The sequence below is a fragment of the Arthrobacter sp. Z5-13 genome, from assembly GCF_056499105.1.
The window spans coordinates 253,407-271,075 of the sequence record NZ_CP096460.1 but is presented as its reverse complement, the minus strand read 5'-3'; the positions used below and the strand labels follow the sequence as shown (position 1 = coordinate 271,075).

At 62.1% G+C, this 17,669-nt stretch carries 16 protein-coding genes; 6 read left to right on the top strand and 10 right to left on the bottom strand.

Annotated elements, in window-relative coordinates:
* Positions 1 to 106: 106 nt before the first annotated feature.
* Genes M1E02_RS01220 through M1E02_RS01210 form a run of 3 tightly spaced genes read right to left on the bottom strand, consistent with a single transcriptional unit; the run spans position 107 to position 5,936 of the window.
* Positions 107 to 3,619 carry an ATP-binding protein gene (locus tag M1E02_RS01220; RefSeq protein WP_479376363.1) on the bottom strand — a complete coding sequence of 1,171 codons (3,513 nt, stop codon included), beginning with the start codon at positions 3,617 to 3,619 and terminating at the stop codon, positions 107 to 109.
* Positions 3,616 to 4,461, bottom strand: coding sequence for a DUF4194 domain-containing protein (locus M1E02_RS01215; RefSeq protein ID WP_479376362.1), 846 nt, complete (start codon positions 4,459 to 4,461; stop codon positions 3,616 to 3,618). Before M1E02_RS01215 ends, M1E02_RS01220 begins: the two co-directional genes overlap by 4 nt.
* A gap of 2 nt (positions 4,462 to 4,463) precedes the next feature.
* On the bottom strand, positions 4,464 to 5,936 hold the full coding sequence (locus M1E02_RS01210; RefSeq protein ID WP_479376361.1) for a DUF3375 family protein: 1,473 nt from the start codon (positions 5,934 to 5,936) through the stop codon (positions 4,464 to 4,466).
* A 307-nt stretch (positions 5,937 to 6,243) separates the two neighbouring features.
* Here M1E02_RS01210 and M1E02_RS01205 point away from each other — a divergent pair, with 307 nt between their 5' ends.
* The 3 genes from M1E02_RS01205 to M1E02_RS01195 all read left to right on the top strand — a co-directional run bounded on the left by M1E02_RS01205 (position 6,244) and on the right by M1E02_RS01195 (position 9,583).
* A complete protein-coding gene (locus tag M1E02_RS01205; protein WP_479376360.1) occupies positions 6,244 to 6,546 on the top strand; it encodes a hypothetical protein in 303 nt (100 codons plus the stop codon).
* 64 nt (positions 6,547 to 6,610) lie between these two features.
* Positions 6,611 to 8,596, top strand: a complete 1,986-nt coding sequence (locus M1E02_RS01200; protein ID WP_479376359.1) for an acyl-CoA dehydrogenase family protein — start codon at positions 6,611 to 6,613, stop codon at positions 8,594 to 8,596.
* Positions 8,597 to 8,746: 150 nt separating this feature from the next.
* On the top strand, positions 8,747 to 9,583 hold the full coding sequence (locus M1E02_RS01195; protein WP_479376358.1) for a TIGR04086 family membrane protein: 837 nt from the start codon (positions 8,747 to 8,749) through the stop codon (positions 9,581 to 9,583).
* A gap of 53 nt (positions 9,584 to 9,636) precedes the next feature.
* Here the strand turns inward: M1E02_RS01195 and M1E02_RS01190 are convergent, their stop codons facing one another.
* The gene (locus M1E02_RS01190; protein ID WP_479376357.1) at positions 9,637 to 10,026 is read right to left on the bottom strand and encodes a YchJ family protein; all 390 of its coding nucleotides are present in this window, start codon (positions 10,024 to 10,026) and stop codon (positions 9,637 to 9,639) included.
* Positions 10,027 to 10,225: 199 nt separating this feature from the next.
* Here M1E02_RS01190 and M1E02_RS01185 point away from each other — a divergent pair, with 199 nt between their 5' ends.
* The gene (locus M1E02_RS01185) at positions 10,226 to 10,954 is read left to right on the top strand and encodes a hypothetical protein (RefSeq protein WP_479376356.1); all 729 of its coding nucleotides are present in this window, start codon (positions 10,226 to 10,228) and stop codon (positions 10,952 to 10,954) included.
* Positions 10,955 to 11,128: 174 nt separating this feature from the next.
* Here M1E02_RS01185 and M1E02_RS01180 read toward each other — a convergent pair whose 3' ends face one another.
* The gene (locus M1E02_RS01180) at positions 11,129 to 11,455 is read right to left on the bottom strand and encodes a hypothetical protein (protein ID WP_479376355.1); all 327 of its coding nucleotides are present in this window, start codon (positions 11,453 to 11,455) and stop codon (positions 11,129 to 11,131) included.
* Positions 11,456 to 11,936: 481 nt separating this feature from the next.
* Here M1E02_RS01180 and M1E02_RS01175 point away from each other — a divergent pair, with 481 nt between their 5' ends.
* A complete protein-coding gene (locus M1E02_RS01175; protein ID WP_479376354.1) occupies positions 11,937 to 12,755 on the top strand; it encodes a putative protein N(5)-glutamine methyltransferase in 819 nt (272 codons plus the stop codon).
* Between the two features lie 21 nt (positions 12,756 to 12,776).
* Here the strand turns inward: M1E02_RS01175 and M1E02_RS01170 are convergent, their stop codons facing one another.
* The 4 genes from M1E02_RS01170 to M1E02_RS01155 form a co-directional block, all read right to left on the bottom strand.
* A complete protein-coding gene (locus tag M1E02_RS01170; RefSeq protein WP_479376353.1) occupies positions 12,777 to 13,757 on the bottom strand; it encodes an NAD(P)-dependent alcohol dehydrogenase in 981 nt (326 codons plus the stop codon).
* Positions 13,754 to 13,987 (bottom strand): helix-turn-helix transcriptional regulator, encoded by a 234-nt coding sequence (locus M1E02_RS01165; RefSeq protein WP_479376352.1) that lies wholly within the window; start codon positions 13,985 to 13,987, stop codon positions 13,754 to 13,756. Before M1E02_RS01165 ends, M1E02_RS01170 begins: the two co-directional genes overlap by 4 nt.
* Complete coding sequence (locus M1E02_RS01160; RefSeq protein ID WP_479376351.1) at positions 13,981 to 14,409, bottom strand: hypothetical protein; 429 nt, start codon at positions 14,407 to 14,409, stop codon at positions 13,981 to 13,983. The genes M1E02_RS01165 and M1E02_RS01160 overlap by 7 nt, the downstream gene beginning before the upstream one ends.
* Before the next feature lie 109 nt (positions 14,410 to 14,518).
* Positions 14,519 to 15,310: an NAD(P)-binding domain-containing protein gene (locus tag M1E02_RS01155; RefSeq protein ID WP_479376350.1), complete on the bottom strand. Its 792-nt coding sequence runs from the start codon at positions 15,308 to 15,310 to the stop codon at positions 14,519 to 14,521.
* 79 nt (positions 15,311 to 15,389) lie between these two features.
* On the opposite strand from M1E02_RS01155, the gene M1E02_RS01150 reads away from it, so the two are divergent.
* Complete coding sequence (locus M1E02_RS01150; protein ID WP_479376349.1) at positions 15,390 to 16,088, top strand: GntR family transcriptional regulator; 699 nt, start codon at positions 15,390 to 15,392, stop codon at positions 16,086 to 16,088.
* 1 nt (position 16,089) lies between these two features.
* Here the strand turns inward: M1E02_RS01150 and ligM are convergent, their stop codons facing one another.
* Positions 16,090 to 17,547, bottom strand: a complete 1,458-nt coding sequence (gene ligM / locus M1E02_RS01145) for a vanillate/3-O-methylgallate O-demethylase (protein WP_479376348.1) — start codon at positions 17,545 to 17,547, stop codon at positions 16,090 to 16,092.
* Positions 17,548 to 17,669: the final 122 nt, after the last annotated feature.

The following is a 17,669-nucleotide window of genomic DNA, read 5'->3' as shown; positions in this document are numbered from 1 at the left end:
GACGCTCCCCTTCCCGACCCCAATGCGCCGACCCTCCCTCACATCTTGTGAGGGAGGGTCACCCAAAAACGTGCGAAAGGTGAGGGAGCGTCTGGTGGGGGCGGGGTCAGCGGAGGACGATATCCACCGGGTTGGCCTCCGAACGCCACTTGCCCAATGTGTCGGGACCGGGTTTGATCAGGGGTTCAGAGAGGACTCCTGAGCGGTTGGTCCGCTTGTCCCTCAGGATTTCCGTGACGGAACCAAGGTGGCGGGACAGGTCAATGACGTTCTCCGGAGCGGCCAGCAGCAACTGGAAACCGAACTCGTGCAGCGCCTTGATCCCGGCGCCGGCGAACTCCTCCGACGCCAAAACGAAGGCCTCATCCATCATGACCGTGCCGTACGTGGTGAAGCCCTGCTCTGCAATGCCCAGTTGGTAACTCAACGCGGCAGCCATGATGAAGGCCGTGAACCGCTGACGCTCACCGCCTGACATTGAGCCGGTATCAGCATGCATAAATACTTCCGTTTTTGCCGCGGAAACCGCTGAAGCCCCGGATTTCCCGGACTCAGCGGGCGCCACCTCCCGATGCTCTTTGCACTGGATAAACAGGTGCCCGCGCACGTCGAGGACCTCGGCCCGCCATCTCCGGTCCTCGGGTGTCTGGGAGCCCAGACGCTTCACCAGCGTTTCCAGGGACTTATAGCGGGCGGTGAGCTCGGCGTCGTCGGATCCTTCAGTAGCGGTGGCCTGTGCTCTCGCCGGCCGCGAATGCCGTGTTTTCAGAGCGCTGTGGATGGCGTCCTTGAACTGCTTGGCTGTGGGCGGCAGGGTCTGCTTAATATCCAGCTGCAGGAAGCTTCCCTCATGGAAGTTGACCTCCGAGAGGATCCCGTTAAGGGGAAGGATGCGGCTGGTGACGGAGCGGCGTTCCTCATCGAGCAGGTGCAGCAGGGTACTGAAGGACTCATGCGTGCGCTGGTTGAAGAACGCCCGGAACTCGGCTTCCTGGGCCGGCAACCCGTCACTGACAATCGCGTGGTAGCGGGACTCGAACTCGCCGGCCGCACCAATGGAGGTGCCGTAGTCCGCCGAAATCGCAGTGCCCCACTCGCGGACGAATCCCTCAAAGATCCGGGTCAGGCGTTCGGCCGTTGCCTGCCCCTTGGACTCAGCGGCGTGCAACTCGCCCAGGAGCCGGGTCCGCACCTGGTTGGCGAGGTTGTCCAGCTCGTGCATCTCCAGCACATCTCCGAAGCCGGTGAAGTAAGGTTCCAGCGCCGAGACCGTGGATTCCGACGGCGGTGCCTGGTTCAGTCGGGCCCGGGCGGCTTCCAGGAGTGAATCAGCCGCCGTGAGCTGCTGGTCCAGTGCCTTGTACTCGCTCTGGAGGACGGCCGCGGATTCGGTGCTGCTCTGGTGTTTCTGCCGGGCAGTCTCGATGTTGGCGCGCAGGGGTTCGAGGTCTTTCTGCGCGGCCAGGGCATCCTTGAGCCGTTGTTCGATCCGGGCGAGTTCGTCGGCTGCAACGGCCGCGGAGACCTGCTCCCAGGGCCGATGATCCTCGGCCACCCGGCGAAGTGCCTCAAGCTGGCGGGTCATCCCCTGATGGGATTCCTCGCGGCTTTGTGCGAGTTCGGCTGCCTTCGCCAGTTCCTGCTGCAAGTCCGCAACCTGGGCGGCCACGAGTTCAAGCTTGGAGGCGTTGTCGAAACCCAGGACATAGTCCTGCCTGCCGGTAAAGCGGTCATCCTTTTCCACCGTGTAGCGGTTGCGCTTCACCACTCCCCCCAGGCTCAGGCCCTTCTCCAGGGAGGCAAGCTCGTCCGGGTTTTCGACGCAGGGGTAATCGAAGTCCAACGCGATGCGTTCACGGATCCACTCTGCCGCTTGCGACAAGGCAGACAGTGACGAAGAGGAGGAGGCAGAAGCGACAGCCCCGGTGGTGAGGATCTCCAGCTTGGTCAGGAGGTCGCCGTCGGCAACGTCCTCAACTGCCAGTGCTCCACCGGGCAAAGGCTTGGAGACATCTACCGCGCGAAGGGCACCTCGGACGGTGTGATCGTTGAGGTACCGCGTTACGGCCGGGAAATGCTGGCCCGGGACAAGCAGCGTGGTCGCAAGGTTCCGAAGCGCGCGCTCTGCGGCTGGCCGCCACTGTTCCTGGCCTTCCGCGAGGTCGATCAGTTCCCCGCCGAAGGGCATCTGATCCTCAGGCACGCCCGTAGCTGCTGCGATGGCCGCGCGGTTTTCAATGCTCGACGGCGGCAGCAGAGACTTGCGCGTCTTCAGCGAAACGAGCTCCTGCTGAGCGGCCGCCAATTCGCGTTTCTTGGTGGCATGACCGTCGAAAGCTTCAAAGCGCAATTCCTTGAGCGACTCCGAATCCTCATGAAGGTCCTCGGAACGGGCAGCAGCCTGCGCGTGTGCCTGCTCCCATCCGGCGGCGGTCCACTCGAGGTCCAGGCCGGCGTCGGCGAGCGCTTTGCGGGCCGCTTCCTCTACCTGCTCCCTAAGCTTCAGCCCCACGCGGGCGTTCTCGAGCGACTGCTCAATGGCGGAGATGGCGTTGCCGCCCTGATTGTTGTAGTCGGCCTCGAGCCGGCGCAGTTCCTTGGCCAGGCCATCCCTGATGCCACGCTCAGCGCCGAGTTCCTTGGCTTTCGCATGGGCCAGGTCCTTGATGCGGGCGAGTGTCTGCTGGTGCACCTTGACTGCCAGCTGCTGCTTGTAAGCGTCAAACTCCTCGCCCGCCAATTCCCTCAGCCGGTTCGCCTCCAGCAGGGACTGGGCATATTCCTTGTTCAGCGCAGGTACCGGAGCCAACTGGTCCCGCTGCTGGCGCACATCTTCCAGCCGCTGCCGGATGGACATCAGATTGCTGAATTCCTCCACCACATCGTCAGCCGCGGCCAGCGTCGCCGGCGCATCCAGCACCTGATCGCGGAAGAAATTGTTGACGCTTCCGCCCAACCCCTTGCCCGCCTGGATTACGCGCAGGAGGGGTAGTGCCTGATCCGAGTTGATTCCCAGCAGCCGTCGGAACCGCTCTGCGAAGGCCTTGTGCACATCAAATACCTGTGCGTCAGGGAAGAGGGCATCGAGGGACGCCTTGGTAAAACGCTTCTCCGCGACACCGTCAACAGCCTCCATGTCGAGGGGTTTGTTGTCGATCAGGTAAAACCGGCCAACGCTGGACTCGGTTCCATTCTTCGGCAGATCGAACAGTGCCGAGATGGTCACCCGGCTGCCTGCGGCGTTATCGAACGTCAAGGCGACGGCGGACCACATGGCGCCCGGGCGCTGGAAGGCGCTGGCGGAGCCCTCCCCCACAGCCTTGTCGCCGACTTTGCCGCGCATATACGTAAAGGTGGTCCGCTTGTCTTCCACAGCCCCGCCGACGCGTTGGGCCGCGGCCTCGTTGGACCGGGGGCGGGCGTCGAAGACCCTGGACATGGCATCGAACAGCGTGGACTTGCCTACGCCCGAATTGCCGGTGAGCAGGGTGCCGTTCCGGTCAACGTGGATTGAGTGGGCCCCGTGGAATGTGCCCCAGTTGACCACCTGCACCAGGGCCAGGCGCATCTGGCCCGGATTCGTCAGCTCCCCCATCGGGAGCATAGTTGCAATGCTCACTTGACGCTCCCATCGGCGTCGTCATTGGGGGCGCCATCGTCGTCGGCGTCCTCAGCGTCAGGAGGAGTATCGTCGTCGAGCTCTAAGAACGGTTCGGTGCCTGCGGGGTCCGAGGCTACTGCTACCAGAGCCTCTATTTGGGCGGGGATGTCGCCTATGTTTTCGAAGGGCAGGGCCAGCGGCAGGGCGTTTGAGATGGTGTAGACGTCGTCCAGGCCCGTGGGCAGGAGAAGCTGGCGGGCCAGGAGTTTGCTGACGGCCCTGTTGACGACGTCAGAGTCCCGCAGCGCATCCTGTTGGCCGGAGGGCTGGTAATGGGCAACCAGCTCGGCAATTTCCTCGCGTGTGACGGTGGGGTCTGTCTGCGCGGTGACGTGGCGATCAAGAAGGAGGCGCAGGCGGAGCAGGACGATGGTTTCCACCCGGCTCAGGGCACGCTGCTGGCGGAGGATGCTGGACCGCGTACTGCCGCCGATGGCCTCAGGGTCAACAGGACGGAGCACAGCGATTTTTCTGTCATGGTCAAGCTGCAGGGTCAGGAACAGCTCGGACAGGCGGCTGCGCAGAATGAGCTGGTTATCCAGCAGGGTGGTCCAGAGTTTCTCGTCGCGTCCGCCGTCGATATAGGGGCCTTTCAGTAACTTCACAAGTGCCTGCCGGACCTTCATTGGGAGGACGCCAGTGTCACCCGGAAACAGTGCGGCACCGTCGACGAACGTGTCCCGGGGAGTCAGTGTGAAGGCATCGGGGTGGACGTGCTGTGGTTCGCCCGTCGTCTGCAGCCCACTCTGCCCCCCGACAGATGTGTCTGCGGAGGATGTGTCTTCGGAAAGTTCGGTCATCTTCAGTCCTTCTTGAGCGTGACCACGGGCAGGTACGCCGTTCGCGTGGTTCCGTCTATCTGGTCAAATTCGATGGATTCCCAGGCTTCGCTGTGGAATCCTCCACCGTCCTGGAGCGCGTGGGAGAGCAGAGCCCGGATGGAGTTGATGTGACGTTCCTCGGCCGGCAGCTGGTTCCAGGCTTCGGACAAAGTGGAAGCGCCTGCCAGGGCGGCCCGAACAGCCTCCGGTTTGGCCTTGCCCGTACGGGGCGAGCGCACTCTGTCACCGTCACTGAACGCGATGGGGTCTGCGAGCTTGGCCGGAACGGCGAATTCGTCCGGGTCAAACAGCTTGACCATGGCCACGGATTCGAAGCCTGCATTAAACAGTGCAGGGCCCTGGACCAGGCCGGGGCGGTCACGCTCATAAGGAAGGGAGCGAATAGCCTGTTCCGCCTCCCGCAGCACCTTCCGGAGCCTCACGGACTGGCGGTAGTCGTCGCTTTGCACATAGGTGTTCAGGCTTTCACTGAGCTTGCCGTAGATGCGCTGGATCTGGCTGTGCTGGGTGCGGAGTTCGGCTACGAGGTTTTTCAGGGTCTCCCTGTCCTCGTGACTCAGGTCGTCTGCGAATTGTCGGCTGAGCACTTCACCGATTGCTGAGCGGAACCTCAACTGCTGCTGCGGGTCCTCGAGGAAGGCTGCGAAGGAGCGGAAGGTCCGGCCTTCCGGGCTTTGCCGAAGCCGCTTGTCCGCTTCCAGCACCTGGGCCATGGTGGCACCCTTGCTCAAAGATTCCTCGATGATCTGATTCCGGAGCTCGCCCACCAGCTCTTCGATCCGGTCACGCATCTTCTTGTAGTCGGCGGGAAGGGAGGCTGCCAGATCCAGGATATTCCCGGCGGCCTCCACAGCATCGTCGTCATCCAGCAGGCCGTCGAATTCTCCGGAACTGATGTCCTGGATGAGCTGCTGCCTTTCCTGGATCTCGTCTTCGAGGGATTCCAGCCGGGCACTTTGGTCAGGGTTGGTCTCGTTCGCAAGTTTTTCGACGTCGCCCAGCAGGGTACCCAGGCGCGAGCCGTTCAAAGTGGACCGGTCACTGGACAAGCTGTCGAGGAAGGCGAGGACACGTGCCGCCGACTCCGTGACTTCGTAAACGATCTGCCCGGACTGGTTCCTCCGGGTCAGGAAGTTTTTCCGTGTCCATTCATCGGCATACTTCTTGCCGGAAGATGCCCCGGTGGCGGGGCCGCCCTGCGACTCGCCCATAGCGGGATTCTGGCGACGGAGCTGCTCAAGGAAGGCGTCGACGTCGGCATGGAACTCTTCCAGCGGAAGCTGCGGGCGGGTGCGGGTAAAGGAGGCCTGGAGGACAGCGATGACCCACGGTGCGGAACGCGTCAACGCCCAGGCCGGTCCCTTGGTGAGGAGTTCCAGTTCCGCCAGCCTGGTACTGATCGCTTCAGCCGAGGACAGTGCGGAGCGGGGCACGCGTTTCTCCTTCAGCTGCGGGACTTGTGGCAGCGCAAACCGGAAAACTGCCAAGTACAAGGTTAACGCAGGGCTCCGGGAGAGTCGGCCAGAACCAGATGAGCAGATAAGCCTGCGGTGGGACGCGTAAGCTCTGTTACCACTGTTACTGGTGGGGTTTCCGAAACCGGTTCGTGATCTACGAGCCAGTAGGGTTTCAATCCCGTATCAACAGCCGCGGCGCGGCGCCCGGACTCTGGCAGGCAACCATTCCCTGGCTTTACGCTCATGCCACAACGTGGGCCAAAGTAATGATGCAGGGGGAAGCATGCAGTTTGATCTCAGTTCGGTGGAGACGGCAACAATGGTGTTCGTCGGGACATTGGTATTTGCCTTGGTGATTGTCGCGTTCATCGCGGCCGCGGCTTTCGCAGCCCTGGTTCTGCTGGGCGTGGGCAGGCTGGCCTGGTTCATAGTCGCAGGGACTCTCCTCGCAGTGGTCCACGGAATCAACCACGCCTGGGACCGCGTCCTCCACCACACCGCTACCTCGGACTTGCCAGCGGATCTGAGCGGTCAGCCATCCCCTAGCACCGGAAGCTACCCGCGGGTAGCATTGAGGGACAGCTGAAGGGTTCTCCACCCACGGCGGACCCAGGGCTCGACCCGGTCACCCCGGTTAGAGGAGATGCCCCATGAGCTCCGCCACTGACAGCCCAGCCGCAGATGTTCCCGTAGCACCTGACAAGATAGGCCCTGCGGCCACAGCAGCGGATGCGCGTGCCATTACAGAGGCAGCCCGCGAGACCCAATGGGACAGGCCCAGCTTCGCCAAGGGACTGTATCTGGGCAGCTTTGATATCAACCTCGTCCATCCCTGGCCGGAGGCAAAGCCGGACGACGTCGAACGCGGCGAGGCTTTTATGGCCCGGCTGACGGAGTACTGCAAGACAATGTCCGGCCGGGTAATCGAGCGGGAAGCCAAAATACCCGACGAATACATTGCGGGCCTGTCCGAACTCGGCGTCTTCGGTATGAAGATTCCACGGGAGTATGGCGGGCTGGGTTTGTCCCTTGTCTATTATGGACGCGCGCTCGCGATGATGGGCTCGGTCCATCCCAGCCTGGGAGCGTTGCTGTCCGCCCACCAATCCATCGGTGTGCCCGAGCCGGTGAAGGTCTTTGGCACGCCGGAGCAGAAGCGCGAGTACCTGCCCAGATGCGCCGCCGGGGCCATCACTGCTTTCCTCCTCACAGAACCCGACGTCGGCAGCGACCCCGCCCGGATGGGCAGCACGGCTGTTCCCTCGGACGACGGCGAGTCCTACGTTCTGGACGGCGTGAAGCTCTGGACCACTAACGGCGTCATCGCCGAGCTCGTGGTTGTAATGGCGGTGGTTCCGGCCCATACCGATGCCGACGGCACCAGTCACAAGGGCGGCATCAGTGCGTTCGTCGTCGAAATGGATTCTCCCGGCATCACCGTGGAGAACCGGAATACCTTTATGGGACTGCGCGGAATCGAAAACGGCGTTACCCGGTTCCACCAGGTCCGCGTTCCGGCGGCCAACCGGTTGGGCCGGGAGGGGCAGGGCCTGAAGATCGCCCTGACTACGCTGAACACAGGGCGTCTGTCCATTCCGGCCCTGTGTGTGGCATCGGGGCGCTGGAGCCTGAAGATCGCCAGGGAATGGTCCAACGCCCGCACCCAATGGGGCCGCCCTGTGGGGAAGCACGAGGCCGTGGGCAAGAAGATCGCTTTTATCGCGGCGTCCGCCTTCGCCTTGGATGCCGTGTTTGAGCTGTCCGCCGAGCTGGCTGACTCCGGGCAGAAGGATGTCAGGATTGAAGCGGCTCTGGCAAAACTCTGGTCCACGGAAATAAGCTGCCGGATCGCCGATGAACTGGTCCAGATCCGGGGCGGGCGCGGCTTCGAAACAGCCGATTCACTCCAGGCGCGCGGCGAGCGTGCAGTCGCAGCCGAACAGCAGCTGCGCGATCTCCGTATCAACCGGATCTTTGAGGGTTCCTCAGAAATCATGAAGCTTCTGATCGCCCGCGAGGCAGTGGACGCCCATTTGGCAGCTGCCGGTGACCTCGCCTCCGCTGACGCGAGCCTGTCCGATAAAGCCAAGGCCGCCGTCGGGGCATCAGGTTTCTACGCCAAATGGCTGCCAAAGCTCGTGGCCGGGGCGGGCATGGACCCGAGGTCATACGGGGAATTTGGCAGGCTGGCCAAGCAGCTGAGATTCGTGGAAAGGTCCTCGCGGAGACTGGCTCGGCAGACGTTTTACGGCATGGGACGGTGGCAGGCCAAGCTGGAGCACAAGCAGGCCTTCCTCGGCCGGATCGTGGACATCGGAGCCGAGTTGTTCGCCATGGCCGCAAGCTGTTCCCGCGCGGAAATGATTCTCAGGACGACGCCGGAACGGGGCGGCTCGGCGTACGAGTTGGCGGAGGCTTTTTGTGAGCAGGCAAGGGTCCGGGTAGACGAATACTTTGACCAGTTGTGGCGAAACACGGACGACGCCGACCACGAGGTTTCGCGTCGGGTGCTCGCCGGTGATTATGAATGGCTTGAGGCAGGAGTTCTGGACCAGTCCGAAGGCACCGGACCGTGGATCGCTGACGCAACACCCGGCGCCTCCAACCGCGAAAATCTGCACCGCAAATACCGCTGACGGTCAAGTCCTGGACAGTACAAAAAATAGTAAGCATCCTTGCTACTTTATCCACAGCGTGGTTAGGTTGAACTGAGACCTATGGTCTCTGCATTGCAGTGGCCTGCCCAAAAAATGGTCAGGTTGGACCAATGAAAGCGAGGATGTCCGATGAGCAGCACAATCGGCCCCGACGGCAAGCAGTCCAGGCATGACCGCGACAGAGACGGCGTTCCCGACGCGGTGGATCCCAGGGACGACGCCGGGCGCGACTACAGCGACACACCAGTGCACGACACCACCCGCCGCGACTATTCTCCAAGCGGAGACTATGGCGACACCGGTGCGACAGCCGTCTCTTCCGGAGACGAATACGACGCCACCAGGAGTTACCAGGCCGTTCCCCCCGTGGATCCGGGCCTGGCCACCCGGGAAACTGTGGTGGCCCGCGAGAAGGAAGCATTCGGCGGAATCAAAATCGGCTCGGCTTTCTTCGGATGGCTGACGGCAACAGGAATGGCAGTCCTGCTCACCGCCTTGGTCGCCGCCGCGGGAACCGCCGTGGGTCTCGCCACAAATACTGATGTCAACGAAGCCGTCAATCAGGCAGCGTCGGACCAGACAGTGGGAATCGTGGGGATCATCGTTCTCTTGGTGGTGCTCTTCCTCTCCTACTACTCCGGCGGCTATGTGGCGGGACGGATGGCCAGGTTCAACGGCGCCAAGCAGGGCCTGATGGTCTGGTTCTGGGCCGTCATCGTGGCCATACTGGTGGCATTGCTGGGCATGATTGCCGGCGAGCAGTTCAACATTCTGGCGAACCTGAACAGTTTCCCCCGCATCCCGGTGAATGAGGGCCAGGTGACCACCACGGGCATTATTGCTGCGGTGGTAGTGGCAGCGGTTGCTCTGGCCGCCGCTGTTCTGGGCGGTTTGGCGGGAATGCGGTACCACCGCAAGGTGGACAGGGCAGGATTTACTCCCGATGAGGCGTACGAGGACCGGTAGCGAATCGCCGGACGGCGGGCAACGATGCCCGGCGTCCGGTGCATCATCTGCCTCTATGCGGGCATTTGTCCATCGAGGTAGTACCAGCGCCTGTCCTCCCGCAGGAAGCGGCTGGTTTCATGGTGGACTCCCCGTTCGCCGTCGGACCTGTAATGCGCTGCGAATTCGACTGTCCCCTCCGCGTCGAGCGGGCCACCGAGCCTGGTGGACAGGATGTCCAGCCGGCGCCATTGCATGTCAGGATCCAGCTCCAGCGACGACGGCCGCGTCCGGGAATGCCAGGTTTGCAGCAGGTACTCCTTGTCCAGCACCACAAAAGCGCTGTACCGCGAACGCATCAGCTGCTCCGCGGTGGGGGCGTACGCCTCTCCTGAGTGGAAGCGTCCGCAGCACTCGTTGTACTGCTCGCCGGAGAGGCACGGGCACCGTCCGCTGTAGGTCAAGTTCTTTCCTTCGGAAGTTGGTTCTGGCCGGCGAATCGTCCGCAAGCAGTGAACAAACGGTAACGGCTGCGACACGAAGTCCGCCACCAGCCGCCTGCCGGGAGCATGGCGCGTGAATTGTACGTAAGGTGGACAGGGGCAGTTGCCCGTGCGGCTGACTCAGGCAACTACCTCGCTGCAGGCTGGATAGGAGAGGTAAGTGGAAGATCCGACGACCATCGCCCTGAACCTGACCTTTTTTGGCACCCTGGGAGTGGCATTCGTAATGTTCCTGGGCCTGTTCCTGGTGTTCATTGCAACTCTGGTCATTGCCGGCGTGGGTAGGTTGGCCACAGTGCTGGTCATGGCCATGTTTGGAAGGCTGCCCGGCGAGGACACCGTGGAAGTTGTGCGCTTGCCCGCTGCGTTGGCCCCCCAACCGGCCATCACGTCCGCGCCGGCCAGTACACCAGAACCGGACAGCACGCCGGAGAGCGAAGTTACCCGGAAGAGTACGGAACCGGCTTCGGCCAATACAGCCAATGCCCCTTCCGCGTCACAAAACCTGAAGCGGATTCCCGAGATCTTGCGGACCGCCATGGGTAACCTGCCTTTGATCGGCACAGCACATCGCCCACCGGCCGAAATGGCTGCTGACTGGGCAGAGGCAGTTGCGCGCGCGGATGCCCGCGCTGTGGCAAGGGCAAGGGCGCAAAAGCCGGCCATCACCGTTACCGCCCCTGACGCCCCGCCCCCGGGAGGACTTCCCGAAAAGGTGACACGGGTGGCCCCGTTAGTGGAATCGGTGTTGGACCACCGCCCTGCGGACAGAAGCGCTGTTCCCATTCCCCGGTCATTCAAGAAGCCCGCGCCCGGTACGGAGGACCTGCTCGACACCGGCTCCCTTGTTTCCCTTGCTGCCCGCCCGAAATCCGAGAGCGTCAGATAGGGCACTTGCTCCGCAAAACTCACGGATCCCGTCGGCCACTTTGTCGAGCTTGGATTGTGTCCTACCAGCGAGGAAGACACAGCACGGCCGTCCTTACGCCGGAGCAGTGAATTTCTCCACTATGTTCCCGCGGGTGGCTGCTGGCAATACCCGGTGGCCCTGAATGCAGTGGGATTACACGGATTCTTTGGTGTCCCGCGCAGTTATGGGGTCCAGGACCCTGAGCCGGCAGGGCTCCTTATTGTCAGCGGCACCTATCACCCGCAGCAGCTGATCGGGGTCGTGGAGTTCCAGGATTGCTTCGAGTGCTGCCCGCGCATGTGTGAGATCAAGGACTATTTCCCGGCCCGGGAGCATGGCACTGGTTCTCCGGGCGACAACATACAGGGCGCGCAGGTTCTCCCGGGTGACGCTTCCCCGCACTTCGATCCGTGCGGTCTGCAGATTCTCTTGAATCCGAACGGTAACTTTCAGCCGTGAGTTGCCTGACTGCTGAACCATGTCCTAGACCACGCCGTCGGCCAGAAGAAGAGCAAGGGGAAACGCACCGCTGATGCATCGGTGCTGAAAAACGGTCATGGTCCCCAAGGTCTCCTGAGTATTGCTGCGTACCGAAACTGCGAGGAGTTCCTGTGCTCCCCACAGCATCACGAGACCATGGTGTAAACGAGCCGTTCCTCCCCCCAATTGCTGTTCAGGAACCGCTCGCCCTTAACAGTGCCCGACACAGCGCCGCTGCCGTAAGGGACTAAAGTCCCTGGTGGGCGGCTTCCAGTGCGAACAACGAGCCCCGGCTCCGGTTCTGGCCCTGCAGCAACCGATACACCTGGGAAGTTTTCCAGTACGATCGCATCAGCAATATCCGGATCAAGGAGGTGGGACCAATTACCGCAGTCACAGGTATGGCGCTCTCCCTTCACGTGGTGCACCTGAACTAGTGCACCGGCGGGAGCGCCAACAGCACTAACCGAAAGGCGCTCCGATGCCGGCTTCCTCGTCCCTTTATTCCCGAAGTTCCCGCTATTCCTTGCCCCTTGTCGTCGCCCGACTCCGTGCAGCAGGTTGTGTTTACGCCGAGGAGGAGGCGGAACTGTTGCTGTCGCGCTCCGGCAAAGGGGAAGCGCTGGAAATCATGCTCGCAAGACGGGAGGCAGGTATTCCGCTGGAGCACATTCTCGGTTGGGTGGACTTTTGCGGTATGCGGATCGGGGTTGCTCCGGATGTCTTCGTTCCCCGCCAACGAACGGAGTTCCTGGTACACCAAGCTGAGAGAGTGACTCTCCCGAAGTCTGTGATCCTGGATATGTGCTGCGGCAGCGGAGCCCTCGGCTTGGTTCTTGCCTCCCGGATGGGCGCTACTGAACTTCACGCCGTCGACATCGAACCGAAAGCGGTCGAATGTGCCCGGCAAAACCTTGAGCAGGTGGGCGGTTGCGTCTATGAGGGCGATCTTTTCCATCCGCTGCCCACCAGCTTGGCCGGCAGAGTGGATGTCCTCCTTGCCAACGTCCCCTACGTGCCAACAAGCGCTATCGGGCTGATGCCAGGCGAGGCCCGCGACCATGAGCCACGAGTGACGTTGGACGGGGGCGACGACGGACTGGAAGTCCTGCGGCGGCTGGCGGAGGGGGTGTTGCCTTGGCTGGCGCCGGGTGGAAACGTCTTCATCGAGACGGACGGGCGCCAAGCCCCGGCGGCCGCCAAGATTCTGGCAACCGCCGAGTTACATGCGCGCTCGATCTACTCCGAGGATTTCTGCTCAACGGTAGTCATTGGAACAAAAGCAGGCACCGGGGCGTAACAACCGCCCCACCTGGAAGTTTCACACGAGAGAAATGACCAGCTTGCCGTGCGCCTCCCCGGCGCGCAGCTGGCGAATCGCTTCGGGAACCTCCACCAGTGAGAAGGTTTTGCCGATCGCCGGTGTGATCTTCCCTGCCTCGATGAACTCCCGCAGATCCTGCAGGTCCTTTACACCCTCGCCGGACACCAGGGCGCGGATCTTTTGACTGGTAAAGACGGACCACAGGAGCCCGCCGAGCTGCCGGCCGACGCCGCCAAAGATCTCGCCGCCGCCTTCACCGCCAGCAAGGACCAGGGTTCCCTTTGGTGTCAGGGCCTTCCGAAGGCGGGACAACGGAGTGTTGTTTCCCGCGATCTCCAAAATGAGGTCGTACCGGCGGCCGACGTCGGCGAAGTCCTCCTTAGTGTAGTCAACGACGTAATCAGCGCCGAGGGAACGTACCAGTTCCACCTTGCTGCTGCTGCACACTCCGGTGACGTTGGCCCCATACGCCTTCGCGAACTGCACGGCAAACGAACCGAAACCGCCACCCGCACCAATAATCAGGACCTCCTGCCCTTCCTCGATGCGGCCGGCGTCGCGAAGGCCGTGAAGGGCTGCTGAGGCTGAGACGGGTACGGCGGCAGCTTCTTCAAACGTGAGGTTTGCCGGCTTCAATTCCAGCCTGCCCTCCCCTGTGACTGCATATTCTGCGTAAGTCCCGCTCAAGGACGTCCCGAATACCTCATCCCCTGGCTGGAACCGGGTGACGTTCCCTCCCACAGCGCTTACAGTCCCGGCGAGATCCCGCCCCCGGACCCGCAGTTTTGGCTTGCGTACGCCAAAGCCGAAGAGGCGCAGGAGGTAGGGCTTGCCTGTCATCAGGTGCCAGACGCCGGAATCCACTCCCGCAGCATGGACACGGACCAGCACATCATTGTCTCCAACAACCGGTGTGTCAATGTCCTCGAGCCGCAGCACGTCGGGGGAACCGTATACATCCTGGACGATAGCCTTCATGGTGTTTCTCTCTCTTGTGCCGGGTATTGGAATACTTCATCCAGCCTGACCCCAAAGACCTGGGCTATCTGGAAGGCCATTTCGAGGGACGGCGAATACCTGCCCTGCTCAATGGCGATGATGGTCTGGCGGGTCACTCCGGTGCGATCGGCCAATTCGGCCTGTGTCATCTCGTTGTGGGCGAACCGAAGACGCCTAATCTCATTGGTTACCCGCGTTGGCTTCACCATGCGGGAAGTCCCCGCCTGTACGCGACGATTTTGGCAACGGATGCCAATGCTGCTGAAAGGAAGAATGCGAGGTAGACGGCATTCGCGATCCAGAAGTAGGGAAGCTCCGCCATTGACATCAGAAGTGCAGCCACACCGCCGATCACGAGAAAAGACTGACCGATGGATTCGCCGAACCGGTAGATTTCCCGGTCCCGTTGATCCTTTTTGCCGGCCCCTTCGCGCATGACCATTGATCCGATGATGTTGAGCAGGATCGAGCCAACGATGGCTCCTGCCGTGATCCACAACATGGCGGCGACGTAGGGGGCTTCCTCGAGAGGAGCTTTGCCGGCCTGGCCCAGGACTATTGCTACGTAGATCGCGTAGGCGGCAATGCTCACCACCAGCATGATCCAGGCGCTTCTTTCTTCGGAACCCATCTTCACTCCTCTTCAAGGGAATCCCCACTCGGAGGATGTATAGAAAACTTTACACCATGTTAGGAAAAGATGACTTCGTTGGGCTCCACTAAAAAGCAAACAGACCGGATCAGGTTGGATTCGCTTGCGAAAGTGCTTGCAACCAGCCGATGGCACCGTCGGTCATCGGGTGCGGGACAGCCAGCGAGTCAAGTAACGAACGCGCCTGGCGCATTTCGTCCTCACGCCGGACTGCGTGGGCGGCTGTACCTTCCAATATTCGCGCGACGAGTGCATGGCCATCGGGACCAAGCTCTGAGGCGATCTGGCTCACCACCCACTCCTCGGCTCCTATGGCCCGGGCAGCCGTGACGGCTTCGAGGACAGTGGCGGAAAGTCCCTTCATAAAGACGCTGCGAAGCAGCTTCAATTCCGCCGCAGCTCCCGCCTTATCCCCCACGCTGCTCGCGGGTATTCCCAGTTGAGAGAAGATGCGGAGTAGTTCCGATACGCCGGTGCCGCTCAGGACCAAGGGCGTCCTGATGCCGGCCCGCGGAACCGGGGCGAGGATGGCCACGTCTGCGAAAAGGATGCCGTTCTCTTCCGCATGCTTCCCGAGCAACTGCTTCTTCGCAGGCCCACTGGTATTCATGTCGGCGAAGATGCCCGTTGGCTCCATCGCAGGCAAGGCCTCATCCAGCGCGGCTTCCGATGCCTGGCCGCCAACGAGGCTCAACACCAGGCCGGCCCCCTGGACTGCCTCACGGATGTCCTTGGCAGAATTGACGCCCGGCGGCACTGACGTGGCCACAACATCGCAAGCGGTAACGCTCGCTCCCTGCCGGGCGAGGTCGGCGGCATAGATGCTGCCGGCTTCTCCGAGACCCAAAACGGCAATTCGCAGGGGATCAGCCGGCTCCATTGGTTCTAAGATTGTAGACAAAATTGTGGCTCGCATTCCGGGCCCCTTGTTATCGTGTGATTTGGGAGATTGAGTACACATGTCGTCTGCGCTTGAAAGTACTTCACCGGTGGCCGATGCGGATGCAGCCGTCGATCTGAGAGTGACCGACCTCATCCGTGATGCAATCATTCGCGGCGAGTACGTCCCCAACCAGAGGCTCGTGGAGGCAGACCTTGGCGTGGAATTCTCGGCCAGCCGGGCCACAGTGCGAACTGCGCTGCTTCAGCTCGCATCTGAAGGCCTCGTAGAGCGCCTGCCCCACCGCGGATCCCGGGTCCGGGCCGTCTCCATCCAGGAGGCCATAGAGATCCTTGAAGTGCGGATTGGCGTCGAGGGCCTGTGCGCGGCGAAGACAGCAGCCAGCATTGCGGATGAAGACGTTGCAGCCTTCATCCACCTTCGCACGCAGCTGCTCGAATCGGTTGCCGAGGGCGATCTCGTCGAATATGCGCGGCTGAACCATTACCTCGATGTACGGGTCCGGGAACTGAGCAATCATTCCACCGCCTCTGACATTTTGGCCCGCTTGCACGCCCAGAGCGTCCGGCACCAGTTCAAGCTGTCGTCCCGGCCGCAGCGGGCCAAGGTCTCGGTGTTGGAGCACGTCGCAATCATCGACGCAGTGGTCGCCCGCGATCCGGACGCTGCCGAGCAAGCCGTACGAAGCCACCTGCTGAGCGTAATCGGCGCACTGCGGCAACTGTCCTCGGACACTGGGCCGGCAGCCGGAACCTGAGTCACAGGTTCCTGCCGAACCCGCCGTTCCCGGTGGCAGCGGCGGGGTTTCCGGCTGCACCGGCAGCGGTCCGCCAGCCGCCGTGATATTCAGTGCGTGCCGTGACGGCGTACGGTGCGGGGCTCACAACTGCTCGCACACTGAACTGATCGTGCGGTTCCACGGTGGTCTTTTTGGATCCGCCGTCAGGCTCGCCCCAGATGACATGGACCTCCGTGCCGAACTCGACGGCGGGATCAACAGCGGCAAGCGACAGCCCTCGGCGCTCGTTGGCGGTGACGCCGGTGAATAGTGAGAGCCCAACCCTGGTGCCGCCGGCGTCCACCACTGAGTCATAGTTCGAGGATCCGTAGTTGGCATTCGGGACGTCGAAGAACTGGTAGCCCCGGGTGTCACGGTCCAGGAAGGACGCCCAGATCTTCGCGAGGTCCTCGTCGTTCCAGGCCAATGTGACCTTCTTCCGCTGCCGGGCGGGATCGATCTGCTCAAGCGCGTCGCGGCCGATGAAGTCGTGATCGAACTTCACAAACGAACCGTAGCCGAGCTCCCACGGTGTCAGATAATAGTCCTCGATGTCCTGCGAGACGAAGGATCCGGCGAGCGCGTTGATCGCCTCATAACTCGTTGCGGGCAGCCATTCACGGTAACCGCGTTCAGCCTCGCTGCTGTAGATCGCGGGCAGTGGCGACGGGATCCACCCCGACTCGAGTGTGTTCGACGAGTACGCCCTTGAGCCGCAGGGTTCGAGGCCGAACTCAGCACCGGCCTCAAGGATGGCGTCACGGATCTTTCCATGCTGTTCATACGGCCCCCAGATTTCCAGTCCCGGCGCTCCGGCCATACCGTGGCGCAGGGTACGCACCTGCTCCCCGGCGATACCCAGGTGCCCCATGTGGAAGAACTTCACCTGCTCGAGCGTTCCGTTGTTCAGCTTCTCGATGATCTGCCAGGCGTTCGGGCCCTGGATCTGGAAGCGATAGAACTCGCGGTGGACCGCTTGGCCATAGGGACGCGACGGCGACCTGTCGTCGTAGATGCATTCGACGTCGTACCCTCCGGTCTCGGCGTGGTACTGGAGCCAGTTGGCGGCAGGAGCGCGGCCAACGAAAACGAAGTGGTCTTCGGCCAGGTGGAAGAGGATGCCGTCCCCGATCACCCCGCCGTTGGAGGCCGTCGGCACAAACTGCTTGGCTGTGTTGAGGGGAAAGTTCGCGAAGCTGTTGATGCCGGTATCGGAAAGGAGCTTCAGGGCGCCCGGGCCCTTCATAAAGAAGTTCACCATGTGGTGCGACTGGTCATACAGCACCGCTGTTTCCCGCCACGCCCGCTGCTCGCGCCGCCAGTTGGTGAATTCAGCTGGGACCACCGGGTAGATGTAAGTGCCGAGCCGGGAGTTGCGCAGGAGTTCGACGGTGTTGCCTGCCTCGTCGAGAACGTCCTGCAGGGTCTTTTGCGCCATCAGGTTTTCCTCCGATCGATCGCCCCGGGCAGCAACAAATATCGGGACCAAGATTGGTAACAAAATTGTAGCCGACGCCTTGACCGCAGTACCAGAGAGTGGTTGTCTGGCAAGAGGATGCG

Excerpts from the sequence above, each read along its gene's own strand:
- M1E02_RS01215 (WP_479376362.1), bottom strand. The coding sequence starts at position 4,461 with ATGACCGAACTTTCCGAAGACACATCCTCCGCAGACACATCTGTCGGG.
- M1E02_RS01165 (WP_479376352.1), bottom strand. The coding sequence starts at position 13,987 with ATGGTGAAGCCAACGCGGGTAACCAATGAGATTAGGCGTCTTCGGTTC.
- M1E02_RS01180 (WP_479376355.1), bottom strand. The coding sequence starts at position 11,455 with ATGGTTCAGCAGTCAGGCAACTCACGGCTGAAAGTTACCGTTCGGATT.
- M1E02_RS01195 (WP_479376358.1), top strand. The coding sequence starts at position 8,747 with ATGAGCAGCACAATCGGCCCCGACGGCAAGCAGTCCAGGCATGACCGC.
- M1E02_RS01170 (WP_479376353.1), bottom strand. The coding sequence starts at position 13,757 with ATGAAGGCTATCGTCCAGGATGTATACGGTTCCCCCGACGTGCTGCGG.
- M1E02_RS01175 (WP_479376354.1), top strand. The coding sequence starts at position 11,937 with ATGCCGGCTTCCTCGTCCCTTTATTCCCGAAGTTCCCGCTATTCCTTG.
- M1E02_RS01155 (WP_479376350.1), bottom strand. The coding sequence starts at position 15,310 with ATGGAGCCGGCTGATCCCCTGCGAATTGCCGTTTTGGGTCTCGGAGAA.
- M1E02_RS01160 (WP_479376351.1), bottom strand. The coding sequence starts at position 14,409 with ATGGGTTCCGAAGAAAGAAGCGCCTGGATCATGCTGGTGGTGAGCATT.
- M1E02_RS01150 (WP_479376349.1), top strand. The coding sequence starts at position 15,390 with ATGTCGTCTGCGCTTGAAAGTACTTCACCGGTGGCCGATGCGGATGCA.
- ligM (WP_479376348.1), bottom strand. The coding sequence starts at position 17,547 with ATGGCGCAAAAGACCCTGCAGGACGTTCTCGACGAGGCAGGCAACACC.
- M1E02_RS01200 (WP_479376359.1), top strand. The coding sequence starts at position 6,611 with ATGAGCTCCGCCACTGACAGCCCAGCCGCAGATGTTCCCGTAGCACCT.
- M1E02_RS01205 (WP_479376360.1), top strand. The coding sequence starts at position 6,244 with ATGCAGTTTGATCTCAGTTCGGTGGAGACGGCAACAATGGTGTTCGTC.